The sequence below is a fragment of the Thermincola sp. GK-1 genome, from assembly GCF_059412445.1.
This window is the reverse complement of record NZ_JBSQAT010000020.1, coordinates 16,762-40,560: the sequence shown is the minus strand read 5'-3', so window position 1 is coordinate 40,560 and position 23,799 is coordinate 16,762. Positions and strand designations below refer to the sequence as shown.

The 23,799-nt window shown below is 45.3% G+C and carries 24 protein-coding genes and 1 pseudogene; 3 read left to right on the top strand and 22 right to left on the bottom strand.

Annotation, left to right across the window (positions count from 1 at the left end; all coding sequences use genetic code 11):
* The 17 genes and pseudogenes from ACSNJE_RS14225 to ACSNJE_RS14145 form a co-directional block, all read right to left on the bottom strand.
* Positions 1-409, bottom strand: a 409-nt coding sequence (locus tag ACSNJE_RS14225) for a HAMP domain-containing protein (protein WP_474773755.1), incomplete at its 3' end; no start/stop codon positions are given.
* Positions 410-430: 21 nt separating this feature from the next.
* Positions 431-805 (bottom strand): GGDEF domain-containing protein, encoded by a 375-nt coding sequence (locus ACSNJE_RS14220; RefSeq protein ID WP_495252919.1) that lies wholly within the window; start codon positions 803-805, stop codon positions 431-433.
* A 63-nt stretch (positions 806-868) separates the two neighbouring features.
* Positions 869-1,084: a PAS domain-containing protein gene (locus ACSNJE_RS14215; RefSeq protein WP_474773811.1), complete on the bottom strand. Its 216-nt coding sequence runs from the start codon at positions 1,082-1,084 to the stop codon at positions 869-871.
* Positions 1,042-1,269: a hypothetical protein gene (locus tag ACSNJE_RS14210; RefSeq protein ID WP_474773757.1), complete on the bottom strand. Its 228-nt coding sequence runs from the start codon at positions 1,267-1,269 to the stop codon at positions 1,042-1,044. The genes ACSNJE_RS14215 and ACSNJE_RS14210 overlap by 43 nt, the downstream gene beginning before the upstream one ends.
* 67 nt (positions 1,270-1,336) lie before the next feature.
* The gene (locus ACSNJE_RS14205; RefSeq protein WP_474773758.1) at positions 1,337-1,474 is read right to left on the bottom strand and encodes a hypothetical protein; all 138 of its coding nucleotides are present in this window, start codon (positions 1,472-1,474) and stop codon (positions 1,337-1,339) included.
* A gap of 35 nt (positions 1,475-1,509) precedes the next feature.
* Positions 1,510-1,989, bottom strand: a pseudogene (locus ACSNJE_RS14200) (recombinase zinc ribbon domain-containing protein); the annotation flags it as partial.
* Positions 1,990-2,110: 121 nt separating this feature from the next.
* A complete protein-coding gene (locus ACSNJE_RS14195; RefSeq protein WP_052218361.1) occupies positions 2,111-2,422 on the bottom strand; it encodes a type II toxin-antitoxin system RelE/ParE family toxin in 312 nt (103 codons plus the stop codon).
* On the bottom strand, positions 2,415-2,702 hold the full coding sequence (locus tag ACSNJE_RS14190) for a type II toxin-antitoxin system Phd/YefM family antitoxin (RefSeq protein ID WP_013119085.1): 288 nt from the start codon (positions 2,700-2,702) through the stop codon (positions 2,415-2,417). Before ACSNJE_RS14190 ends, ACSNJE_RS14195 begins: the two co-directional genes overlap by 8 nt.
* A gap of 162 nt (positions 2,703-2,864) precedes the next feature.
* Entirely contained in the window at positions 2,865-3,650 is a 786-nt protein-coding gene (locus tag ACSNJE_RS14185) for an MBL fold metallo-hydrolase (RefSeq protein WP_495252918.1), read from the bottom strand.
* A 55-nt stretch (positions 3,651-3,705) separates the two neighbouring features.
* Complete coding sequence (locus tag ACSNJE_RS14180; RefSeq protein ID WP_495252917.1) at positions 3,706-4,326, bottom strand: class I SAM-dependent methyltransferase; 621 nt, start codon at positions 4,324-4,326, stop codon at positions 3,706-3,708.
* A gap of 151 nt (positions 4,327-4,477) precedes the next feature.
* Entirely contained in the window at positions 4,478-5,758 is a 1,281-nt protein-coding gene (locus ACSNJE_RS14175) for a methyl-accepting chemotaxis protein (RefSeq protein ID WP_013119082.1), read from the bottom strand.
* Between the two features lie 92 nt (positions 5,759-5,850).
* Positions 5,851-7,104, bottom strand: coding sequence for a UDP-N-acetylglucosamine 1-carboxyvinyltransferase (gene murA / locus ACSNJE_RS14170; protein WP_495252916.1), 1,254 nt, complete (start codon positions 7,102-7,104; stop codon positions 5,851-5,853).
* Positions 7,105-7,260: 156 nt separating this feature from the next.
* Positions 7,261-7,923, bottom strand: a complete 663-nt coding sequence (locus tag ACSNJE_RS14165; protein WP_052218356.1) for a BON domain-containing protein — start codon at positions 7,921-7,923, stop codon at positions 7,261-7,263.
* A 95-nt stretch (positions 7,924-8,018) separates the two neighbouring features.
* Positions 8,019-8,909, bottom strand: coding sequence for a peptidase MA family metallohydrolase (locus ACSNJE_RS14160; protein WP_474773762.1), 891 nt, complete (start codon positions 8,907-8,909; stop codon positions 8,019-8,021).
* A 203-nt stretch (positions 8,910-9,112) separates the two neighbouring features.
* Entirely contained in the window at positions 9,113-9,676 is a 564-nt protein-coding gene (locus ACSNJE_RS14155) for a tetratricopeptide repeat protein (protein WP_495252915.1), read from the bottom strand.
* A 196-nt stretch (positions 9,677-9,872) separates the two neighbouring features.
* The gene (locus ACSNJE_RS14150; protein WP_160315557.1) at positions 9,873-11,225 is read right to left on the bottom strand and encodes a peptidoglycan DD-metalloendopeptidase family protein; all 1,353 of its coding nucleotides are present in this window, start codon (positions 11,223-11,225) and stop codon (positions 9,873-9,875) included.
* A 328-nt stretch (positions 11,226-11,553) separates the two neighbouring features.
* Entirely contained in the window at positions 11,554-11,757 is a 204-nt protein-coding gene (locus ACSNJE_RS14145) for a hypothetical protein (protein ID WP_041587631.1), read from the bottom strand.
* A 311-nt stretch (positions 11,758-12,068) separates the two neighbouring features.
* Here ACSNJE_RS14145 and ACSNJE_RS14140 point away from each other — a divergent pair, with 311 nt between their 5' ends.
* The gene (locus ACSNJE_RS14140; RefSeq protein ID WP_495252914.1) at positions 12,069-12,668 is read left to right on the top strand and encodes a TetR/AcrR family transcriptional regulator; all 600 of its coding nucleotides are present in this window, start codon (positions 12,069-12,071) and stop codon (positions 12,666-12,668) included.
* 5 nt (positions 12,669-12,673) lie between these two features.
* Entirely contained in the window at positions 12,674-13,717 is a 1,044-nt protein-coding gene (locus ACSNJE_RS14135) for a 4Fe-4S binding protein (RefSeq protein WP_474773766.1), read from the top strand.
* A 34-nt stretch (positions 13,718-13,751) separates the two neighbouring features.
* Here ACSNJE_RS14135 and ACSNJE_RS14130 read toward each other — a convergent pair whose 3' ends face one another.
* From ACSNJE_RS14130 to ACSNJE_RS14110, 5 genes are all read right to left on the bottom strand, one after another.
* Positions 13,752-13,991, bottom strand: coding sequence for a hypothetical protein (locus ACSNJE_RS14130; RefSeq protein WP_495252913.1), 240 nt, complete (start codon positions 13,989-13,991; stop codon positions 13,752-13,754).
* Between the two features lie 153 nt (positions 13,992-14,144).
* Positions 14,145-15,545: an RsmB/NOP family class I SAM-dependent RNA methyltransferase gene (locus ACSNJE_RS14125; protein WP_474773767.1), complete on the bottom strand. Its 1,401-nt coding sequence runs from the start codon at positions 15,543-15,545 to the stop codon at positions 14,145-14,147.
* Positions 15,546-15,550: 5 nt separating this feature from the next.
* Positions 15,551-19,798: an acyl-CoA dehydratase activase-related protein gene (locus tag ACSNJE_RS14120; protein WP_495252912.1), complete on the bottom strand. Its 4,248-nt coding sequence runs from the start codon at positions 19,796-19,798 to the stop codon at positions 15,551-15,553.
* 77 nt (positions 19,799-19,875) lie between these two features.
* Positions 19,876-20,451 (bottom strand): TetR/AcrR family transcriptional regulator, encoded by a 576-nt coding sequence (locus ACSNJE_RS14115; RefSeq protein ID WP_495252911.1) that lies wholly within the window; start codon positions 20,449-20,451, stop codon positions 19,876-19,878.
* 315 nt (positions 20,452-20,766) lie between these two features.
* Complete coding sequence (locus ACSNJE_RS14110) at positions 20,767-22,221, bottom strand: metallophosphoesterase family protein (protein WP_495252910.1); 1,455 nt, start codon at positions 22,219-22,221, stop codon at positions 20,767-20,769.
* A gap of 174 nt (positions 22,222-22,395) precedes the next feature.
* Here ACSNJE_RS14110 and ACSNJE_RS14105 point away from each other — a divergent pair, with 174 nt between their 5' ends.
* Positions 22,396-23,790 (top strand): RsmB/NOP family class I SAM-dependent RNA methyltransferase, encoded by a 1,395-nt coding sequence (locus ACSNJE_RS14105; protein WP_495252909.1) that lies wholly within the window; start codon positions 22,396-22,398, stop codon positions 23,788-23,790.
* Positions 23,791-23,799: the final 9 nt, after the last annotated feature.

Genomic DNA, 23,799 nt, shown 5'->3' with positions numbered 1-23,799 from the left:
GGGCCACCTGCTGGGTGGCTTTGGTCGCTTCTTCTGCGTTGGATGCTAATTCTTCGCTGGTGGCAGCAACGGTCTGGGAAGCGCTGCTAATGCCATGAAGTAAATCTCTCAAAGTTGTGACCATAACCTTAAAAGAACCGGCTAAGTCTTTTATTTCATCTTTAGTTTGTACTTTGGGCACTTCTACGGTAAGATTGCCTTTGGCTACTTCTCCTGCAGCCATCGCCAGGGAATTGACAGGTTTGGAAATAGACCGGCTGAGAAAAAAGCCCAGTATAACACTGATAAGCAGCGCCCCTGCAGAAACAGCGAATACAGTTTTTATATGTCTGTTTATATCAGCTTCTGTTTTTTGGAGGGTTTCATTTACCAGTTCCGGGGTGTTTTGTGCAATACAAACGCTTGGCATGTTCCTCCGTTTCTGTACTTTTTACATACAGGGTGGCAAGGAGGGTATTGATAATAGTGTTGCGGCAACTTTTGCCGTACACCCCGAGGTTATGCTCAGTTTAAGGTTTCCTGAGTATTTGCTTTCACTTTTTATTTTAATCCTCTGGGCAACCACTTCTGCCGTCCTGGCATCGGTCCGGGGCAAAAGGATTAAAAATTCGTCCCCACCCCAGCGGGCAATGATGTCTTCTTTCCGGCAGCTCTCCTTTAATATCTTTGCCACTTTTTTTAAGAGCTTGTCCCCCTCTTCATGGCCAAAAACGTCATTCGCCAGTTTCAGTTCGTTAACGTCGGCCATGATCACCGCCAGGGGCAGTTCCGGGAGCTGTTCCAGCTTTTTTATCTGTTCCTCCATGAAGCGCCGGTTATAAAGGCCGGTCAGGGAATCATGGTAGCTTTAGTTCAGAATTTCTTTCTTTCATGCCCTCTCCTGCGTAACATCGCGGAAAACCATGACCACTCCGAAGGTTTGCCCTTTCTCGCCTCTTATGGGCGCAACGCTGTCGGCTATTGGTATCTTACGCCCGTCTTTGGTAATTAAAGCAATATGGTTGCCCGGGCCAATGATTTTTCCTGTTTTCAAAACTTTGGCTACAGGGTCTTCCACATTTTGGCCCGTTTCTTTACTGACCAGCTTGAAGACCCGGGCAAAGGGACTGCCTTTTGCTTCTTCTTCACTCCAGCCGTTATTTCCTTTGCCGCCCTGTTTAAGGCCGTTATCCTGCCTGTCCGGTCAGTGGTAACCACTCCGTCGCCAATGGAAAAGAGGATCTCCCCGTTTTTTAACTGGTGCGGGAAAACAAAATAGCTTCCACACACCGCCGATAGTTGGCTTCAACCTTTTCACCTATTTCTTTCCCTACCAGTTCAACAGGTGTTCTGTCTTTCAGTTCTGCCGGACTGAAACGGTTAATTGCCGGTGGGCAGCGTTATTCCTGATGTAGCAGAATTCACCGTTTTCTACCTTGACGTGGAACATGGTATCCTGGGTGCCGTTGAACACATTTCCCAGTTCTATACTCAATTACCTAATTCTCGTTTCCTTTTCCTCCAGGGTTTTTATCCGTTCCATTTCGGAAGTGATTTCCTGGAAAATAGTAATATAGCAGCTACATCAACGGAATTGGCTTTCTCGGTAAAAACCTTTTCAATGTTATCAAGCATTCTTGATATAAACTTATCTGCATCATTTATTTGCCTGTTGAACATCCTTACAAAGGCTTTCTTCAACTTTTCCTCATTCTCCGCCTTCATGCTGCAGCCTTCCCCCTTTTCATCCCGGTTCCTGCAAATCCACACATACTTTTTGTACTTCTCCCCCTGACCCCAGCGGATCCTTCTGAACCGCGAACCACATTCACCGCAAATAATCTTTCCTGAAAAGGCATATTTGTTGCTGTACCTGCCGTCCTTGACCACGCCGGGGTGTTCCAGGATACCGCCGGGCCTGGCTCCGTTGGCAAAGAACCACGCCCCGTATTCTTCGGTGGCCAAGGCAAGCCCTATTGCTTCCTTGGCCATGTGGATGGGGGAATAACCCTGAGAAAAAAGGTATGCGCAAAGCATCACCCCACTTTTTCGGGCATAGAAAAAGCACCTCCGAAGAAGTGCTAATAAATACAGGTTTATTGATTTTTGCCTTTTTATAGTTTTAGTATTTTTACTTGAACAATTTTGTCAAATCCATCTTTGCGTATATTATGCGATGGACTTCAACTATTTTCTCCTCTTCCCGAACAACGTAAAAAACAGCATAATTTTTCACAATCAACATTCGATAATCTTCTCCCAAAGGCTTTATAGGGCGGTATATCTTGTGTGCATAAGGAAAATCCCTCAACAGGGAGATAGAATACTCTAATGCCTCCAGCAGATCCATTGCCGCCTTTGGCGCATTTAACTGGTCGGATATATACAGGATAATGTCCGTTATATCCTGCTTGGCTATGGGAAGGAAAATGATTTCATACATTTCCGTCGTCTGCCTTTTCCTGTAAAGTTTGCCTCAAACTGTCGAAAACCTCTTTATGGGAAAAACGCTGATTGGTTTGTTTTGCTTGCAATTCCGCTTCCTTCAATTTGAAATACACTTCACTTTCAAATTGTAGCTTTTCGTAAGCTTCAAAGCTCATCACAACCATATCTCCATACCCATTTTTTGTAAGAAAAACAGGTTCGGAGGTTTCGTGGACAACCCTTGAAATCTCTGCGAAATTATTTCGCAAATCCGATACCGGCCTAATCTGTGGCATAGAATAACACCTCCACATTTTGCTTAGCATAATTTTATCATAATTATGCTAAATAATCAAGGCGCGCGTCTGAAGCTTGATAATAGTATCTCCAGCATATCATTTTACGCTTTGGATTAATTATTGTTTTCTGTTTCAGCAACAAATTGTGGTTGATCTGCGTCACCTGTAATTAGAACTGTCCCATATCAGCCCCGGTACATACCGTGGAGCTACCGACAAGTTAATATTTTCACCCGCTGTCAGGCCGTTTTCTGCCAAAATGCGGGAAACCGTGGTAAAAGCCAGGTCAGGTTTATTATTTTCCGCACTCAAATGAGCCAGAGTAACGGAATTAGTTTGTCCCGAAACAAGGGAAACTAAACTATGCCCCGCCACAATATTGGACAAGTGCCCCCTGTTGCCTAATATCCGTTTTTTCAGAGGCCAGGGATAAGACCCTCTTTGCAGCATATCGATGTCATGGTTGGCTTCCAGAATAAAATAATGAGATCCCCGGACTTTTTTCACGATTTCCGAGGTCATGCAGCCCGTATCCGTTATAATACTCGCCTTGGTATCCCCCTCGTAGAAAACATATCCGACGGGATCGGCTGCGTCGTGGGATGTGGAAAAAGTCTCGATTTTCAAAGAGTCAATTTCCAGGACATGGCCGGGCCTAAAACAACATACCTGCTGTTCCTGTATTTTGCCCAGGCTAAACTGCAAAGCCCGCCAGGTTTTTTCCGTCACATAGACAGGCAAATCATAACGTTGGGCCAAAACTCCAACACCTTTTATATGGTCGCTATGCTCATGAGTTATTAAAATAGCGGAAAGACTCTCACATAATTCCCCCATAGCCTGTATTTTTGCTTCCAAAGCCTTTCCACTCATTCCGGCATCAACAATCACGGACGTATTATCAGATTTGATAAATATTGAGTTTCCAGAACTCCCACTAGCCAAAGTACAAACCTTCATGAGGGCCCCTTTCCCTACTGTTCCGCATTTAAATTTACGATCAGCCTAACTTCAGTGTATAAACAGTAACCCGGTAATGCAGCCCGCTGTCTTCCACATTAAACCGACATTCTGCTACACCGAATTCTTCCTGCCCCAACCCGTAGATAAACTCCTGGGCGTCTTTACGGCCCGGGTCAGAAAGGATTATCCTTCCGCCCGGCTTTAACAGCCTGTAAAAAATACTCTTTAGATAAGGATATAATGTCGGTTCGTAAAGTATATCAGAACCAAGTATAATATCGAAATCCTCTGTTATCTCAAAACTACGCCAATCGGCCTGAATCCTTTTTATGTTCCCTACTTTGTTCAGTTTCGCATTAAAAGCGCAAAAATCAAGGGCTTCCGGAAATAAATCCGTCTGATACACAACCCCGTTTTTAGCGGCAGCAACTATGCCGGCCAATCCTAACCCCGCTCCCAGTTCCAGGATTTTTTGCCCTGTGAGGTCCGGCCCTTGCCATAAAAACCGGGCCATACCGATGGCGGCAGGCCATAAAACCGCCCAAAACGGAACATCATCGTTGGTTTTGACCAGATTCAAAAGAGAATCTATGTCTTTCACGGCCCTAACCTTAAAAAACCGGCCACCCACATCTATTTCCAGTATTTCTGTAGCCACCAAATATATTTCACTTCCTTAATTTAACACAATTGGATAAAATATTGCAAGCAGCAATACCGGCCCTGATGATGAACATTCTCTAAAAAATCAAGACCATAGTTATTATACCATGGCCTCACAACTTCCGACTGTATTTTATGTAATCGGACTAGACTTTGAATTTGGTTATCTTTTTCCTCAGCTCCTCAGCCGCTTCAGCCAGCCGCTGGGCATTCAATGTTACCTGTTCATTGGTATTCATCTGCTGCTGAGCGGCCGCGGAAACCTGTTGAACCGCCGATGACACTTGCTGGGCAATATTATTGATTTTATCTATGGCCTGAACAACCTGCGTGATGCCTGCTGATTGCTGTTGGGCCGCCGTCGAAATTTCCTGAACTATATCAACTGTATTTTCCACCGTCTCAACAATTTCCTTGAGAGCCTGTTGAGCGTCAGATGCTATAACTACTCCCTCTTCAACTTCTTTAGAACCAACAACCATGGCATTAACCGCCATGCTTGTTTCTGACTGGATCTCCTTAATCAGGTCGCCAATCTGCTGAGCAGCTTTACCGGAACCCTCGGCCAATTTTCTCACTTCATCTGCAACCACGGCAAAACCCCGGCCGTGTTCTCCTGCCCTAGCCGCCTCAATAGCGGCATTCAAAGCCAGTAGGTTAGTTTGATCGGCAATACTGGTAATCACGTTGACTATCTCGCCAATCTGTTCGGACCTTTCATTAAGGGTTTTTACCACCTGGGCCGATCTCTTCACGGTTTCAGAAATACTGTTCATTTTTAGCACAGCCCGTTCAACTTCATTAGCGCCCTTAATGGCCAACCGGGAGGCGTTTTGGGAAGCGCCGTGAGCATTTTGGGAACTTGCGGCAATCTGTTGTACGGCAGCCGATAAATCCCGCATGACCTGCAATGTTTCATTTAACTGATATGCTTGCCCTTGCGTACCACCCATTATTTGCTGTATGGCAGCAGAAATTTGCTGCAGAGCAGCGGTTGCTTCCTGAGTGGCATCATATACCTGCTGAGACTCGCAAGCCACATTATTGGCCGTTGACGCGCTCTGCTGAACAGTATCCCTTATGTCCTTAACCATCTTGTTGAAAGCGGTGGCCATTCGCCCAAAAACATCTTTGGTAGGAAAATATATTTCTCCGGTAAGGTCTCCTTCCGCCACTCTGTTAGTGGCCTGAAGAAATACCTGGAATATGCTTTTTAAAATCCTGGTCACCATATAGAGGATAAGAAGGCCGGAAATTACCCCAACGGGCATAACGCCTGTTACCAGTTGTTTTGTCTGTTCAGGAGTGGCCCCAAAATAGTGCATCAAAAAAAGAGTCCAAACCAAGGTGCCTCCGCCCGTAATAGCCACAAAAATAAGGCCTAAACGCACCATCGGCTTAATCCTGAAGCTTGGTCCTTTAGACATTATCCCACTTCCTTAGACAAAAATTGATAAAATTATAGTTCTGCCTTTATCCTCTTTTTTCCTGCCAGGGCGTTATAAAATGTTTATAAACTTTAATATTTTATAGCAGTTTTCACTCCCAGTGCATTTAATTTGTCATAAATCCCTTCGTAGCCTCTTTCTATATAATGGGTATTGCAAATTTCTGTTTCTCCTTCCGCCATCAAACCGGCAATTATCAATGCCGCCCCCGCCCTGAGGTCGGAAGCTTTAACTTTGGCTCCCTGCAGTTTTTCAACCCCCTGAATAATAGCAGTACGGCCTTCTACCTTTATTTTGGCGCCCATGCGTTTGAATTCATCGGCAACCTGCAGCCGGTTTTCAAAGATATTTTCCACAATTACACTGGTGCCTTTTACGGTGGTAAGCATAGCCATCACCTGCGACTGCATGTCCGTGGGGAACCCCGGATAGGGTAAGGTTTTAATGTCTATGGGCCGCAGTTTGCTCCGACGGCGCACTCGTACCTTTTCGTCTTCCTCCCTGATTTCTGCCCCTGCTTCCCTCAATTTTGCAATCAGGGGCTCGATATGGGTGGTAATCACACCATCGATAAGAAGGTCGCCGTCAGTAGCCACCGCAGCAACCATAAAGGTACCTGCCTCTATGCGGTCCGGAATGACGGAATAACGACCGCCTCGCAGCCGTTCCACCCCGTCGATACGAATAACGTCAGTTCCTGCTCCTCGCACCTTGGCGCCCAGGGAATTAAGGAAATTGGCCAAGTCGACAATTTCCGGTTCCTTGGCCACATTTTCAATGACCGTCTGGCCTTTTGCCAAAACAGCCGCCATCATTATGTTTTCCGTGGCACCCACGCTAGGGAAATCAAGGTAAATTTTGGCACCCTCTAAACGGTCGCATTTGCCTTTTATTACGCCGTGCTCAAGTTCAATCTCGGCACCCATGCCGGCCAATCCCTTGAAATGCAGGTCCATAGGCCGGCTACCGATATTACACCCTCCGGGCAAAGAAATCTCCACTCTCCCCTGCCTGGCCAGTAAGGGGCCCAACAGTAAATTAGAAGCCCGTAACTTCTTTACTAATTCGTATGGAGTCTGGTACCCAATATCACCGGGGACATGAATACGGATCGTATTCTTTTCGCACCAGTCGGCTTCCACACCCAGATTCTTAACGATGTCCAGCATTACATTTACATCACTGATGTTGGGAACATTGTCGATAATAACAGGTTCATCAGTTAATAGGGCAGCAGCAATAATAGCAAGAGCTGCATTCTTGGCCCCTGCTATTTTTACCTCGCCAACAAGCGGTGTCCCTCCCGAAATTATTAAGCTATCCACTCCGTTTTTGACCTCCTCAGATTGTCCACAGTCATACCTTATGTATATTCTCGATAAATGTAAATATTCCTGCCGGTCTTCCAACATAAAGACAGTTCTAAACCTTCCCGGTATAGAACTGTTCGGATTACCGCGGTATTTTTGCTGGCAACATTTTTACTGTATTTCATCACAAGTGAGGTTATTTTCAATTTCCCCGACTCCGGGCACCTGGGATACTATCCGTTCAACTGCCTCAGCCTGTCCGGGGTTTTTTACATAACCGGAAAGCCTTACTTTGTTGTTCTCTGTTTCCAACCGGATTGTCCCCGGGTTAACTACAGTATTGTGCGCTAACGCTGTTTCAATATTATTGACCAATGTAGCTTCATCTCTCACTAAATCAGTGGCGCCGATTTTCAAATGGTTTACCACGTTTTTTACACCGTAAACTTTTGCCGCCGATTCCAGTGCACTATTGGCTTGCGCCAGAGACGCAACATTACCTTCCAGGTACACGACACCATCATGAACACCTATTTCTATGTCATGCAGGTCAAGCATGGGATGCCTCCTAAAGCGTTCCTCGACGGCCGTATAAATCTGGGCATCAGTCACCGGCCTGTCCATGGCGACAGTTAAGCTGTTGTCTACTCCCGTTACTCCGGAAACCTTGCGGGCTAATTCTCCGGCCATCCATTTTTCAGCCAGAACATCAACCACTCCATGCAGCGTTACGGCGCCATTGGCAACATCAATATTAATATCTGCCGTCTTAGACAATCCCGCAGCTTCCAATTGGTCCACTATATCATTTTTGATTTGCTCGTCTTTCGTCATCAAAAACCCCCTCCTTCAAAGATGGTAATAATAGTCTGCCCAGAAGTTAACAAATTAGACCAAAAAAGCCCAAAATCCAAGAGTGGATTTTAGGCTTAATTCGACTTTAACCAGTCTGCAAATTCACTTTGAAATTCATCGAGGTTCATATCCAAAGCATGTTCAAAGCTTTGATTGATGGTTTCTCCCATGGAGAGCCTGACTAATATTTCCCACAGCTTACTCTCACCGTGTTTTTCTACAATATAACGGACCGCTTCATAGGATTGGCGGTATGCCAAGGACTGGTCGGCTAAAACATCAAATTGTCTGTCCATCACATTTAACGGATACAACTCTTTCCCTGAGATAGGCTGCCTGTATTCTTCCTCTACATCCCCAACAATTTTAAATTCCTGATATAAAGCTATCCCTTCCGTAAGCCAGCGCGGATAATTTCCCCTGGTAATGTAATCAACTACCAAATGAGTGAATTCGTGCGCCATCGGACCCCTTGTTTCAAAAACGGCCTTCATGTCTTCAGGGGTATCCGCTTCAATCCATTGCTTGGGCGACAGCACTCTGATTACGCCTGCCCAATAAACACCCATGGCGCTTTCATCAGCATCCCAGCCAAAACTTTTGCTTAAGGATTCCCTGGTCGGGTATACAACGATAAGCACTTTATCCTTTGGGGCATAGGCAAAATCCCTTCTGATAGGAATATATGCATTTTCGGCAGCATCCAAAACCAACCGGGCTATATCCCGGTCGGCACTTTGATACCTGACAATAAAATGCTCTCCCTCATTTTGGTTCCAGGAACGGGTTTTCCACATCATCTGAGCTTTGCTGAGCTCCCTGAATATGCTGTAAATATAGGTTTTCGACAGCATGGGAGCCCGCACGGACACTATAACAAACAAAATAAAGAGGGCCAACACCAACTGTACCGTCTTTTTTAACAGAAAATTGGTACCAAGAAAGGTTGCATCGAGGAAACTCACTAGCCCTCCCCCCTCTCTGGCAAGTTCTCTCCAAAAACAAACAACAAATCAATAATGTTTATAAACCCAAATTCTCCTCTAATACAAATTATACAATTTTGCCGGCAGGGTACCTACCGGAAATAATCGCCATAAAGCCAAAAAAGGGGCCAAATGTTTCCTTGGGGAAATACCATTTGACCCTCATAAGACTATCGTTGCGCCTATTTATTTTTGGGGCCGGATATAGCCTCAAAGTACTGCTTGATCAGGTTTTGCGCATCCTGGTACCTTGGGTCACCGGTTTTTATTTTCTGTAGCTCTTTGATGGCATCCATATACTGTTTCTTGCCGTCTCCAAGATAAATAGCATAATTAAAACGGGCCTGTGTAAAATTAGGGTCTATTTTCAAGGCCTGCCTTACTAATTCAATAGCCTTGTCCGTGTTACCGGTATAAAAATAAGCTGTGGCCAGGTCCCCTAAAACCAGTTTATTTTGGGGAGTCTCTTTCAGGGCTTTTTCATATTCGACAATAGCATCTTTAAAAAGTTTTTGGGCGCCTTCCACATCATTCTTTGTCAGCAGTTTATCCATGGCTTGGGAAAAATAAGCGTTACCCTTAGCCTCGCTACTGCCATTATTGGCAACGGCAGTACCACTCGAATAAGAGCCGGAACTAAAAGCCCAAAAACCAATAGATACAGACCCCAACAAGCCTATGGAAATCATGGCGACCAAAACATAAAGGACAATTTTGTTAGGCCTTTTCTTATTCATAAAAGCCATATATAAATAACCTCCCCTAAATTTTTTCTCATTTCTTACACGCAACTTATTATAACACAGCCCTTGGTCTAAAAAAAGGTATAATCTAAGCCAAACTTACCAACCTTTAGGTATATTCGGGCATGTCCAAAAGATAATAAGAGGAAGCTTATTTTTTAAGCTTCCCCATTATCAGCATTTTCCTTAATTGTTCTCTCTACTTCAGGTAAGGTAAAGGATTACGGAAACTGCCGCCCACCATTACCTCGAAGTGCAGGTGAGATCCTGTGCTTCTACCCGTGGAACCGACTTCACCAATTAATTGTCCGCGGGACACATACTCGCCCGGAGAAACCTCTATTTTAGAAAGGTGAGCATATTTTGTTCTTAGCCCATTGCCATGATCAATGGTAACCTGTTTGCCGTAAGCGCCGTCCCAACCTGTCGAAACCACCCTTCCGTCTTCTGCCGCACCTACCGGCTGTCCTGTATAACCGTCAATATCCAACCCTGTATGCATGCTCCCCCACCTGCTTCCGAAGGGGGAAGTAATGCGGCCGCCGGTAGGCCATGCCAAACGACCGCTGCCGCCCCTGCTCGCCACAACCAGCCTGGCTCCTCTTACAACTATTTGGTCTTTGGCCGGTTTAATAACTTTTTGGTTTAATACGGTACGGTTCTCCACGGTTCCATTAGCCAAAACCAGCTTGTAAGTAACTTCGCGGCTACCGTTTTCCCCTTTTTGGTTAATTTTTTGTCTTCCTTTCCACATACTTTTATCGGCTATTACTTTCACGTTATAGGGGATAGTCTCTTTAACAGTAGCTTTCGCCTCTACTACAACGGTTAACAGAGGTTCTTCCTTAACAAGTTTTATTTCCTGGCCCAAATCAAGCCTTTCGCCCTTAATTTCCGGGTTAGCAGCCTTCAAATCAGCCACATGGGTATCATATTTACGAGCAATGGTCCATAATGAGTCGCCGCTTTGCACTATGTGTACCCTGGCCTTTTCTTTACCATGCATAAGTTTTTCCACTGCCTGGTCCACGGTAACTACATCTGCCAGCGAAGCAGGAATTTCGGAAATTTCTACTTTTTCCCGGAATCCTACGGATAAAGTTTGCATATTATTTATATTGGCAGTAAATCTTTTCTTAATGGTATCGAGGACTTTATTTGCCTCTGCCCGGCTTGCCAGAATAGCCACCGTTTTCCCATTTACTTTTAAACCTGTCGCCACCCCGACAAAGGTCAGTTTTTTATCCAGTATTGGTTTTAACGCACCTATATCGGCAATCAGGTATCTTTTTGCTTCCGTATCAACAAAGTTTACTTTTTCTTTTATAATTAACTTTTGCTTCCACTGGTGGGCCTTTTCTTTCTTCAGTTGCTCCAGTACTTTTTGGGCTGCCCTCTTATCCGAAACCAAGGCTACCTGTTTTCCATCTACCTTTACTGCCACCGCCTTTTCAGTAGAGTAAGCTACGGATACACCGGTAATAACGGCCAAACACAAAACTGTGGTCAAAACTACTACTGCCTTTTTCCACTTACCATTTGAACCGCCCAAATTTATCCGGCTCCAAATATTTGTTAAAGTATTACTGCAGGTTTTTCTCAAAAACTTTACCGCGGTAAACAGGGAAATTTTTTCTTTCAGAAAAGACCGGAAAGGAAATCTTACGGAAGGACTTTTTTTGGCTAAAACTGTTTGTCTCGGTGCCATAATATGTTGTTTTCTTTGACTGTGTTTACTAAAATATTCCTTGGTTTTCTGCAAACGTAATTTTTTTCGGGAAGATTTAAATAGCGAAGTAAACTTTAAATCGGTTTTAATTAGCGATGAAAAAAAGGTTCCATTCTTGGCTGCCAAGCTCCCAAAAATCGACCTGGCTTTGTCAGTTATCGACTTCATCAGGCGCTCCTTTCTCACTGCCGGTACCTTTTTTGATAAAAAAAGACTCGTTTCGCACGCAGTCGCAGTTGATTATTTTATTGTATTGTACGATTACCGTTAACATTATAGCACAGGAAACATTTTCCCGTAAACCCTTAATTTTCGACAAAGCCCATCGCCGTAGTGCTTCGCAAATATACCCCATGTAGGTAGGCACCCCCGGTGCTAAAGGTTTTGTATGTTCCTCGCTTAAAAAATTATCAGAAAATTACAAAAACGCATTTATTTTAATAATTTTTAAGCCCCAAACCCGCTTAAAACAAACTAGCCCTTTCCAACCAAAACGGAAAGGGTTTTTTAATGGCAAAAGTTAAATATATTAATATCTCGCTATTGACGCGTGGGATCAAATTTATTAATATAAAAATGAACATTATTCATTTATGGATTGCATTCATTATTAATAACTTTTTTATGCCCTCAAAAAACGTTCCCGGGAAGAAAGGGGTGAAAAGAATGGCCGCAAGACCTAACCGGCGGGAAAAGAAAAAAATGCTGGCCAGGCAAAAAATTATGGACGCAGCTCTGCAACTTTTTGTGGACAATGGGCTAAAAGAAACATCCATAGCAGAAATTATGGAAGCAGCCGATTTGGGGACCGGGACCTTTTATAACTATTTTCGGTCAAAGGAAGATGTGTTGGAACAATATATTCATGAAAAAATAGCTGATGCCAGGACAGCTATTGAAAAAACAGCAACCCAACCCGTACCGGCTTCATCAAAACTGGCCGAAATTCTGATTCTTGTCAGCGAAACATTCCAAAAGAATTCCTATTTAACATATTTTTTTCTTCAATTGCAAAAATCGAATCCCACTTTACAGGCCCCGGTCGGACACGGAATGGTCTTCAGGGAAATTCTCCTGAAAGTGATCCGGGAGGGACAAAGTTCAGGTGAATTCAAAAATGATATCCCTCCCGAAATAATCCTCGAGCTGATTCACGGTGTTTTATGGTCATCTCTGACCGGAGCCAATCAAGGTAATGATCTCACCAATAATATCCGGCTCAAACTTGACCTGCTTTTGCACGGTATATTAAACAAAAAGGGGTAATGTATATGCGTTTGAATTTGGAACAAAATCTAAGCAGGTATCCGCTGGCGGCAAAATTATACCGTCAACTTACATTGCGTAAAGCAGTTCAGTTTGCCGTAGCCTTCATCATGCTTTATGCAGCCTGGGAATTTTACCACTTTGTTGAGTATATCAGAGGCAGCGGCCTGGGGCCGGCCCCCCATCGCCCCCCCGTGGCCGAAGGATTTTTGCCTATAGCAGCAGTTTTAGCTTTTAAAGCTCTATTTGCCCTGAAAGAAATTGACCCCATACACCCAGCCGGACTAATGATTTTTATTGCTACACTTATCACAGCATGGGTTTTCAGGCGGGCTCTCTGCTCCTGGATTTGTCCTATAGGTACCTTGTCTGAAACTTTGGGGCAACTGGGCCGTAAACTGATTGGCCGTAATTTAAACGTTCCAAAGTGGCTTGACCGCTTATTGCTTGGTATCAAATACCTGTTATTCTTTTATGTCGTGAAAATGATACTCCTGATTCCCACCGATGAAGCCGTAGCTTTCATGAAAATACCTTATTATGCTGTTTCCGATATAAAAATGTTTGATATGTTCATGAATTTGGGCGTCAAAGCCCTGAGCATAATTCTGGTTCTCGCTGTTCTCTCCGTGCTGATTAAATCTTTCTGGTGCCGGTACTTGTGTCCTTATGGAGCCCTGCTCGGTGTTCTCGGCTTCCTCAGCCCCATATTTTTAACTATTAACCATGATACTTGCCATAACTGCGGCGCCTGTAACCGTGTATGCCCAAACAGGGTAGATGTACAGGGGAAAAAGCGCCTGGTGGCATCCACTGAATGTACGGGCTGCACCTCCTGTGTATCGGCCTGTCCACAAAAAGGAACTTTGCAGTTTAAATTGTTCGGTTTATTACCCATCAGCCCGCTGGTATTTTCACTTGGGTTTTTAAGCCTCTTCTTCGGCATTATTCTTTGGGCCAAACTTACAGGGCACTGGGAAACCAACCTGACCATCGAAAATTACCGGGCTATTGACCAGATGATGTCCGGCGGTTTCGGCGGCATGTAAATTAAGGCGCTCCCAAGGGAGCGCCAGTTCATTTTTACCACCAAAACCAGAAAAACGGGAAGAAGAATGGGAAGAAAAACCTGAAACGCCAAGGCCAAAACAGTTGTGCCGAAATATTGGGTTCGGCGTAATTTTCCGGGTTGGCGCCAGCTTGTATTTCAGTATCTGTGGCTGCTTCAGCAGAATAGATGTCCGGATGCCAGCCAGGCATATAACCGGGCATTCCCGGATACATACCGGGCATATAACCGGGCATATATCCATAGTATGGCATTGGACAGCCACCTATAGGTGGATAAAAGGGATAAGTTACTCCGGGGTAATGACTGTATCCGCACATGCTGATTACTCCTTTCAGTACTCAAGTTTCATCTTATAATATGAATCTGCTAAATAGACGGATACATTTTTTTGTTATGTTAGTGAATTAATTGCGACCTAATACAGACCCCCATCTCAAACCTTTGGGGTAATGATTTTTTAGCAGGCCGTTGACTAATTTACCCCATCCCAGCGGAAACCCATCAACAGTCACTATCGCCCATCCCTGCTCTCCCCCCTGTATTATGAGGGATTCTCCTTTTAGGTAACGGTAGACATCTTCGTTGTCCGCCCTTAAGTTAACGGTACGTTTCCATTCACCGGCATGCAGGCCCAAAGCCAACGCATGAGATGGCTCGAATCTTCCTCTTTTTACCGTCCCCAAGTGCCAGCCGGCACGGCTTATTTTTAGTCGGCTCAGCTCCGGCAACCGGTCAAATACAGCATATAACTGGTCGCCAAACATAAGATAAGGACCTTCCGGCACAATATTTAAGGTCTCCCGGCAAAAAGTCGCAAATAACTTTTGTACTTCCGGTGAAACCTCGTTGATTTTGTCGACCCCTGACTTTCGGCCGGGCCATAGCTTTTGTTCGGCCCTTAGTATCTGGCCCGCCCCGGCATCGCCTTTTTTCCGCAGCCGGGCCACAAAATGTCCCTCCCCTTGTACTTTATGGGGCCAAATCCGCACCGTACCTGCTAAGGTCCCCGGCGCAAGCCAATCATTTTCGACCGGGCATATTTCAAAGTCATTATGTGCCTGTAAAAAACTGTTTACCTGTTCTTCGTTTTCCTCTGGAGAAAAAGTGCAGGTCGAATATACCAAAACGCCTCCCGGTTTAAGCATTGACGCCGCCTGTGCCAATAAATTTTTTTGCATGGCGGCACAGCGCTGCGATTTCCCTTCCGACCAATCCAGGCAAGCCTCAGGAAGCTTGCGGAACATCCCTTCCCCGGAACAGGGCGCGTCAACAAGAATTTTATCGAAATAGGCAGGCATACGCTCCGCCAATTTTTCCGGTGTTTCATTAGTGACCAGGATGTTCCTGGCCCCCCACCGTTCTAGATTTTCGGCAAGGGCTTTCACCCGGTTGGCATTAATTTCATTAGCAACCAACAGTCCTGTATGGCCCAGGTAGCTGTAAATATGAGTAGATTTACCGCCCGGAGCGGCGCATAAATCCAATATCCGTTCCCCTGGTTGGGGCTGTAATATTTCGACGACGGCCATAGCGCTCGGCTCCTGAATATAATAAAGACCGGCGGCATGGTAAGGATGTTTTCCCGGCCGGTCGTCGGGGCTATAATAAAATCCCAGCCTGCACCACGGAACAGGGCGCAAAGAAAAGGGTACGCGGCTGACCAGACTGTCCCGGGAAATTTTCAGCGGATTTACCCTGATTCCCCGGGCAGCTTCCTGCCCGTAACTTTCACAAAATAAATTAAACTCCTCCTCACCCAGTAACAATTTCATTTTCTCAATGAACTTTGCAGGCAATTCAGGCATGGGATTCAGTCCTTTAATTCATTGCTTTTTTCCAGGTTTTCCATGGCAACAGAAAGCATTAGTTTTATCCTGTTTAGCTGGTTTACTTCACTTGCCCCGGGATCGTAATCGATGGGGGCAATGTTAGCCAGCGGATAAGCCCTGCGCAGTTCCCTGATCATACCCTTACCGGTAATATGGTTCGGCAGACAGGCAAAAGGCTGCAGGCAGACAATATTGTTCACCCCACTATGGATAAGTTCTACCATCTCGCCTGTCAGGAACCAGCCTTCACCCGTCTGGTTAGCCAGGGACAAGTGCCGCTCCGCCAACCTGGCTATCTCCTCAATCGGTTTTGGGGGTTCGAAACGTTTACTTGTGGCCAAGGCCTTCCGCATATGCTTCCTGTAAGCTTCCATTACTTTAATGGAAATACTTCCGGAAATCATCTTTTTAAAACTCCCCGATAACTGCTCATACTTTATCTTGTTGTCAAAAGCGCTGTACATCAGGAAGTCAGTCAGGTCAGGCACAACGGCCTCTGCTCCCTCAGCTTCCAGCAGCTCGACAATATTATTATTCGCGGTAGGATGAAATTTAACAAGGATTTCACCTACTACCCCCACCCTGGGTTTACTCATGTTTTCGTGAATTTCCAGATTATCAAAATCTTTAACAATTCTATAAATATTTTCTTTAAATTCTTTTCTACCGCCTTTTCGCAAATGTTCCTGGCACTTATCTACCCAGTATTCATATAGCTTGTTGGCCGAGCCGGGTACCTTTTCATAAGGCCGTACCCTGTACAGTACCCTCATTAACAGGTCGCCGTAGACCAGTCCCATCATCAGGTCATTAAACATTGAAATAGTTACTTTGAACCCAGGTTGCTTTTCCAGGCCCGAAGCATTCAGTGAGATTACAGGTACATGGCCCATTCCGGCATCTCTTAATGCTTTCCGGATAAAAGCAATGTAATTGGTGGCCCGGCATCCTCCGCCTGTTTGAGTGATTATGACCGAGGTGTTCTTTAAATCGTAATCACCTGAATTTAAGGCCTTCATTAACTGGCCTACAACTATAATTGCCGGATAACAGGCATCATTATGGACGTATTTTAAACCTTCGTCGATAGCAGTCTTGTCAACTGATGGCAGGACCACTATTTTGTAGCCCGCCTTTTCAAAACCGGTTCTCAAAAACTGAAAATGGATCGGCGACATCTGGGGGGCCAGAATAGTATGTGTTTTTTTCATTTCTTCAGTGAATATGACTTTACCGGGATTTTCATATAATTTCCGCGGTACAAAGTTCCTCTTATCCCTCTCTTTTATGGCTGCAATCAGAGAACGGACACGTATTCTTGCCGCCCCCAGGTTGTTTATTTCATCTATCTTCAACACTGTATAAATCTTACCGTATGACTCCAGTATTTCTTTCACCTGGTCCGTAGTTACAGCATCCAGGCCGCAGCCGAAGGAATTCAACTGAATTAGCTCCAGATTCCTCTGGCGGGCCACGAAACTGGCTGCCGCATACAACCTGGAATGATAAACCCACTGGTCTACAACCCGCAAGGGCCTTTCCACTTCAGCCAGGTGCCTGATGGAGTCCTCCGACAGCACGGCAAAACCGAAGGACTTAACCATCTCCGGTATACCGTGGTTGATTTCGGGGTCAATATGATAAGGCCTTCCCACCAGGACAATGCCTTTAATGTTGTTGGCTTCTATGTATTTAATGGTTTCTTCTCCTTTTTTCCGTACATCCTCCTTATACCTGGCCAGTTCGGCATAAGCTTTATCTAAAGCCCTGGCAATCTCTTTTTTAGGAATACCCTCAGGGGCAAGTTCTTCCGTCAAGCGTTTAACCATTCTTTTCGGCATATCCAGCGGCAGGAATGGATGGTAAAAAATGACATTATTTTGCTTCAGAATATCCATATTGGCGTTAATAGTTTCAGGGTAGGATGTAACTATCGGACAGTTATATTTATTGTCGGCATTTTCATCTTCTTTGATATTATATGGTATACAGGGGTAAAAAATCTTTTTTACGCCTTTATTAATCAGGTCCGTAATATGCCCATGCACCAGTTTTGCCGGATAGCAGGTAGATTCCGATGGAATGGTTTCCATGCCCAGCTCATATATTTTCTTTGATGAGCGACCGGAAATCACCACTCTATAGCCAAGCTCCGTGAAGAAGGTAAACCAGAAGGGGTAGTCTTCATACATATTCAACACCCTGGGCAATCCTATAACGCCCCTGGTCGCTTCTTTTTTCGATAAGGGTTTATAGCTGAATAATCTTTTATACTTATACTCGTATAGATTGGGGACTTCATTGGCGACCTTTTCCTTGCCCGCTCCCCTTTCACACCGGTTACCCGAGACAAATTCCGTCCCGTTGGAAAAAGTCTTAACAGTAATCAGGCAATTATTTCCACATAAACCACAACGTTTGAAAGATGTTGCCGTGGAAAAGTTATTCAGTTCTTCTCCTTGCAACAGGCTTGAAGTATGTCCCTCCACGTAACGCTCCCTGGCAATCAGAGCCGCGCCAAAAGCTCCCATTAGACCGGCAATGTCCGGGCGGACCACCGGTCTTTTGATTATTTTCTCCATGGCCCGGAGCGCCGCATCGTTATAAAAGGTTCCACCCTGCACAACAATTTTTTCTCCCAGGTCATCGGCGCTCCTCAACCTGATGACCTTAAACAGGGCGTTCTTAATAACAGAAGTGGATATACCCGCAGAAATATCGCCAACATCAGCGCCTTCCTTCTGGGCCTGTTTTACTTTGGAATTCATAAACACAGTGCAACGGGTACCCAGATCAACAGGTTTCTTAGCTGTTAAGCCCAGCCGGGCAAATTCCTTTACATCCATATTTAACGAATTGGCAAAGGTTTCTATGAAAGACCCGCAGCCGGAAGAACAGGCCTCGTTTAACATGACCGAATCAATGACTCCATCGCGGACCACCAAACTTTTCATGTCCTGACCGCCGATATCCAGAACAAAATCCACCCCTGGCAGGAAGAAATCAGCGGCTTTATAGTGGGCCACCGTTTCTATCTCTCCGATATCTACCTTTAAAGCGGCTTTTATCAGGTGTTCACCATACCCGGTGACAGCAGAGTTAACTATCCTTGTCCTGCTGTTCATCTTGCTGTATAAAGTTTTTAAAGCTTCCACGGTAGACTCCAGCGGGCTGCCCATATTGCTCCCGTAATGGGAATATAACAGATTGCCGGCTTCATCTATCAAAGCAATTTTCGTAGTCGTGGAACCGGCATCGATACCCAAATAGGCATTACCTTCATAGGTCTCCAGCTCAACCCTTTTTACCTTATGCCGGGCGTGCCTTTCGCTAAATTCTCTGTATTCTTCTTCATTGGCAAACAATGGCTCCAGGTTTTCGCTGTCTTCATTGTTTAAGCTGTAAATCCTGGGCGCCCGTTCATAAAAACACTCAAAGGGTATCGGCGTTTCCTCCCGGGAAGACAGAGCTGCTCCCAGGGCCACAAAAAACTGGGAATCATCGGGGAAAATGACACTCTCATCGGCCAACCTGAGGGTTTCTATGAAACGCTTCCTGAGTTCGGACATGAAATGAAGCGGGCCGCCTAAAAAAGCCACATTACCGCTAATCGGCCTCCCCTGCGCCAATCCGCTGATGGTCTGGTTGACCACAGCCTGCAGAACCGATGCAGCAATGTCCTCCTTAGCCGCCCCTTCGTTTAGCAGGGGTTGGATATCAGTCTTGGCAAACACTCCGCACCTGGAAGCAATAGGGTAAATGTTTTTATGCTTTTTAGCCAGCTCATTTAGCCCTATGGGGTCAGTCTGCAGCAGAGCAGCCATCTGGTCAATAAAAGCTCCCGTACCGCCGGCACAGGTCCCGTTCATCCTTTGCTCGATTGAATCTCCAAAATATGTAATCTTGGCGTCCTCACCGCCAAGCTCTATGGCTACATCAGTATTGGGAATTTTCCTTCTGACAGCATTGACACAAGCAATAACCTCCTGGATAAAAGGCACATCCAACCTTTGGGATATACTGAAACCTCCAGAGCCCGTAACCATTACAGTCAACAGGTTTCTCTCCATAATTTTTTTGGCGTCCTCAAGCATGGCAAAAACTGTATTTTTTATGTCGGATAAATGCCGTAAATATTTTTTGTAAACGATATTATCGTCCTGGTCCAAGATAACCATTTTTACCGTGGTCGAGCCCACATCGACCCCAACATGCAAAACCTTGTTCATTTTTGTCCTCCATTGTGCGTCAAAAGTATCTATCCCACTTAATCTGAAACAACCGTATATTAAACCGTCCGGAAAAGTTAAACGGTAATCCCTTTGGCAAAGGCCCTGACATAACTGGCAACGCAGGTCTCTAAACCAATATTTCCAATTAAATCGCCATTGACCAAAAAAGTCATAAAAAGACCAAAGTTAGCAGCCAAAAAGTTAACAGCCAGAATCTCAGGATTTTCTTTGATAACTCCCTTTTCCTGCATCTTAGCCAGATACTCTATAAGTAATTTCTTCAATTCGCCGGAAAACTTCAATAAAGGCGCATCAAAGGTAGAAGTTAAATCATCGTTTTTAAACTCCATCAAAATTATCTGCCGGTTCTTCAACAGGGTATCCTGGTAACAGTAGCTTATTTTAAGTAAATCCTTTTCCAAATCCCATTCCAGATTGTTCTCGAAGAAAGACTTGAATTGGGGGGAAAATATGAAAGTTTCAAAGGCTTTTTCGAAGAGGTTCCTTTTGTTCAAAAAATGGCGGAAAACTGTCATTTCACTGACGCCCGCTTCTCTGGCAATTTCTTTGGTCGTAACGGAATCGTATCCCTTTTGGGAAAAAAGAATTATTGACGCGTTTAGTATTTTATCTGCAGTTAAGCTGCTCATATATTTTCCTCCACAGTAATACCTTTGTCCAGTGTATATCTCATTATATACATATTGTTAAAGACATTGTTACATGACGGCAACCTTATATGGTCGGATTATACCAATACAAAAAATGTTAGCACCCGCTAACAGCATTTTATCACTAATTTTTGACAACTTCAATCACCTTTCCGCTTTGTTTTCACCATATTTCTTTCGCTAAATCATAGCCGGTATCTCTTGGTGCACCACGCAGCGAAAGAAAATTTTTCCGGCATGCCCTTGGGCTATACTTTCTTACTCACTAAAAAAGACCTGCCGGTTATACAGGTTTTACGGTTGAAGGGGAATAATTATGTCATTGTCGGCCGGTTCCAAATCTGTTCCCAGTGAGAGAAGGGCCTCGCCAAGCATGCCTAAAAGAGGGCTTTCCGATGCTACCAGCCTTTGAATTACCGGCAACAACTCTTCGTCAAGAACCTCGTCCCCCTGGTAGTGCGCTACCATAATCGTGGCCAACAGGTCGCCGAGGGTCATGAATGGAGAAACTTTCTGCCTCACGATAAGAGCAGCCTGCTCCACCGCTTCTTCTTCAGTCAAACCCTGGCCCATAATAATACGGGCTAAAAAGTGCGGCGCCAAATCACGCAAACCGTCTGTCAAATATTTTTTGGCATAAACCGGGAATTTCAGACTTCCTGTATCGTAGTCAATTTCTTCAATTCTCGATGTCTTTATTCTTAATTTATTATCGGGCGTCCATTCGATGGTCCTGTACGGGTTAGGATAAGTCACCAGAGAACCGGTTTCAACGTCATAGATATATTTATTGCCAATCTGCTTGGCAGTAATATCCTGGGCATGAAAATGCCCGGTAAAGACTGCCGCCATACCGGCATCAGCCAAATCTACAGCTATTCTGTCGGCATCCTTAATCACATATTGAGCAAAAAACCGGCGCTGCACACTAAAGTGGTCCATTAAACCATGATGCATCATGCCCAAAACAATTTTCCCCTGCGCCTTGGCTTTTTTTATCTGCCCGATAATCCAATTCAGTGTAGCCCCAGAAAAAGCGCCTTCCGTTTTGGGCCGCCCAACAGTGTGGTTACGGTCATATATCGCCGAATCCATGACGATAAGCCTTAACCCTTGAACAGGCTCCACCACATAACTCAACGAATTGGTATCAACGGCAAGAGCCTCTGCATAGCCAAAATCTTTGTAAATCTCTTTAAACTGCTCAGGCGAAACATTTTCAACCGGGATTACCTGCGCGCCTTCAAATTTAAAGGCATGGGGGTTGTTAATATCATGGTTGCCATTAATGACATAAACTTTCCTGCCGCTGTCTTCCAGTTTTTTTAAATATGATGCAACCTTCAGGTGATTAACAAGTTCCCCGTCTTTGGTCAGGTCCCCCGAAATAAGCACGATACCGGCGTCACTGGCTTTAATCTGATTAATAGTTTTTCGCAAAATGGCATTACTTTCCGCCAACAGTTTCCGGTCCCCGGCCAGATACTCTTCGAAAGCAGCGCCTGTAGTACCAAGTTCCGGGGTATAATAATGGGGGTCGGAAAAAATAATTATCTTTTTATAATTCAATTTGTGGCGCTGCTGTTCCCTTGCACAGCCAAACCGTCCCCAAATTGTATTGTTTGGCCCCCGGGTAGCCCCCACCGGTTTTACCGACCCGGCAGGAGAAATTATCCCTAAGCCCATTACCAGAACCAGGAACAACCCTATCAGCCAACGCGGTTTAAATATGAACACAATTAATTTCACCGGGCCCAAACCCTCCTTAATGTAAAAGGCTGGGTTCTGTAGTTTGGCAACTTTTTGATGCATTTTACCGCTGCTGGACTATCTTTCCAACTTGTTGTATAATTTTATCCACTGCATCCTATGTTAGGAAAAAGCATATTATAACGGGGTAAAGATTGGAAAAGGAGTCAGGATATGAGATTACCTCCTGCATTTTTAACCAAAATGGAACAGCAACTGGGCAGCAATGTTGCGCGCTTTTTGCAAAGCTACACCGAACCCCGCACAGCCGGGTTGCGCGCCAACACCCTAAAGATTTCACCGGAAGCTCTACAGGAACTACTTCCTTTTTTACAGGAACGGGTCTCCTGGTGCAGGGACGGTTTCTATTACAACGAGGAAGAAGTTAGACCGGCAAAACTGCCCCACTATTACGCAGGTCTTTACTACATCCAGGAACCAAGCGCCATGCTCCCGGCCGAACTGTTACAGGTTCAACCGGGTGAGCGGGTGCTGGACTTATGCGCAGCGCCAGGCGGGAAATCTCTGCAACTTGCGGCCCATTTAGGAAAGGCGGGGCTTCTTGTAGTCAATGACCCCCATCCCCAACGAGCCAAGGTATTGTTAAAAAACATAGAACGGTATGGCGCGACAAATGCTGTTGTTTTGAGTGAGACTCCCCAGCGGCTGGCCCATATCTTCGCAGATTTTTTTGATAAAATTTTGGTAGATGCTCCGTGCTCCGGCGAGGGTATGTTCCGCAAAGAACCGGAAATGGCCAAAAACTGGAGTGAAGCAGAGGTGGCCAAATATGCCAAGTGGCAGGCCGCCATTTTAGAGCATATTCCTCAAATGCTCCGACCAGGCGGCGAAGTGGTTTACTCCACCTGCACCTTTTCCCGGGAGGAAAACGAACAGCAGGTACTCCGGTTCCTGGGCGCTTTTCCTGATTTTGAACTGTTGGAAATGCGCCGACTGTGGCCTCATGAAGTTAGAGGCGAGGGGCATTTTGCCGCAAAAATAAAAAACCTGTCTTTACAGGCAGAAAAAAAGGAATGTTTAATGGACAAAAACGGTCTCTGGCGACAGCAGGAAAAAAATGGCCTTACGCCGGAGGCAAAGCAAGCCCTGGCAGAATTCTCACTGCAGGTTTGGCAGGCTGCCGAAGGTTGGCAGGCATGGCTGCCTGAGGGTGGCATGGTGATAGAACGGGCCGGCCATATTCTTTGGGAAAGCTTATGCTTGCCGCCTTTGCGCGGCTTGAAGGTGCTTCGCTCCGGTTGGCTTCTGGGCACAATCCAAAAAGGGCGATTTCGCCCCAGCCCGGCCTTTGCCCTGGGCCTGCCCCCGGAGGCAGTCCATTCGGCAATCCAGCGGTTGGATTTATCATCTCACAACGCCGATGACAACTCTGTAGCCCTTCGCTATTTGCGCGGGGAGACCATCCAACGTGAGGGAAAAGTATGGGCCAAGGGCTGGCATTTGGTATCTCTGGACGGTTTTGTACTGGGGTGGGCAAAGGGAGCAGGAAATTGGTTAAAAAATGAGTTTCCCCCCGGCTGGCGTCGCATAGACGGAGAAGAAAGGTAAGGTGAAATC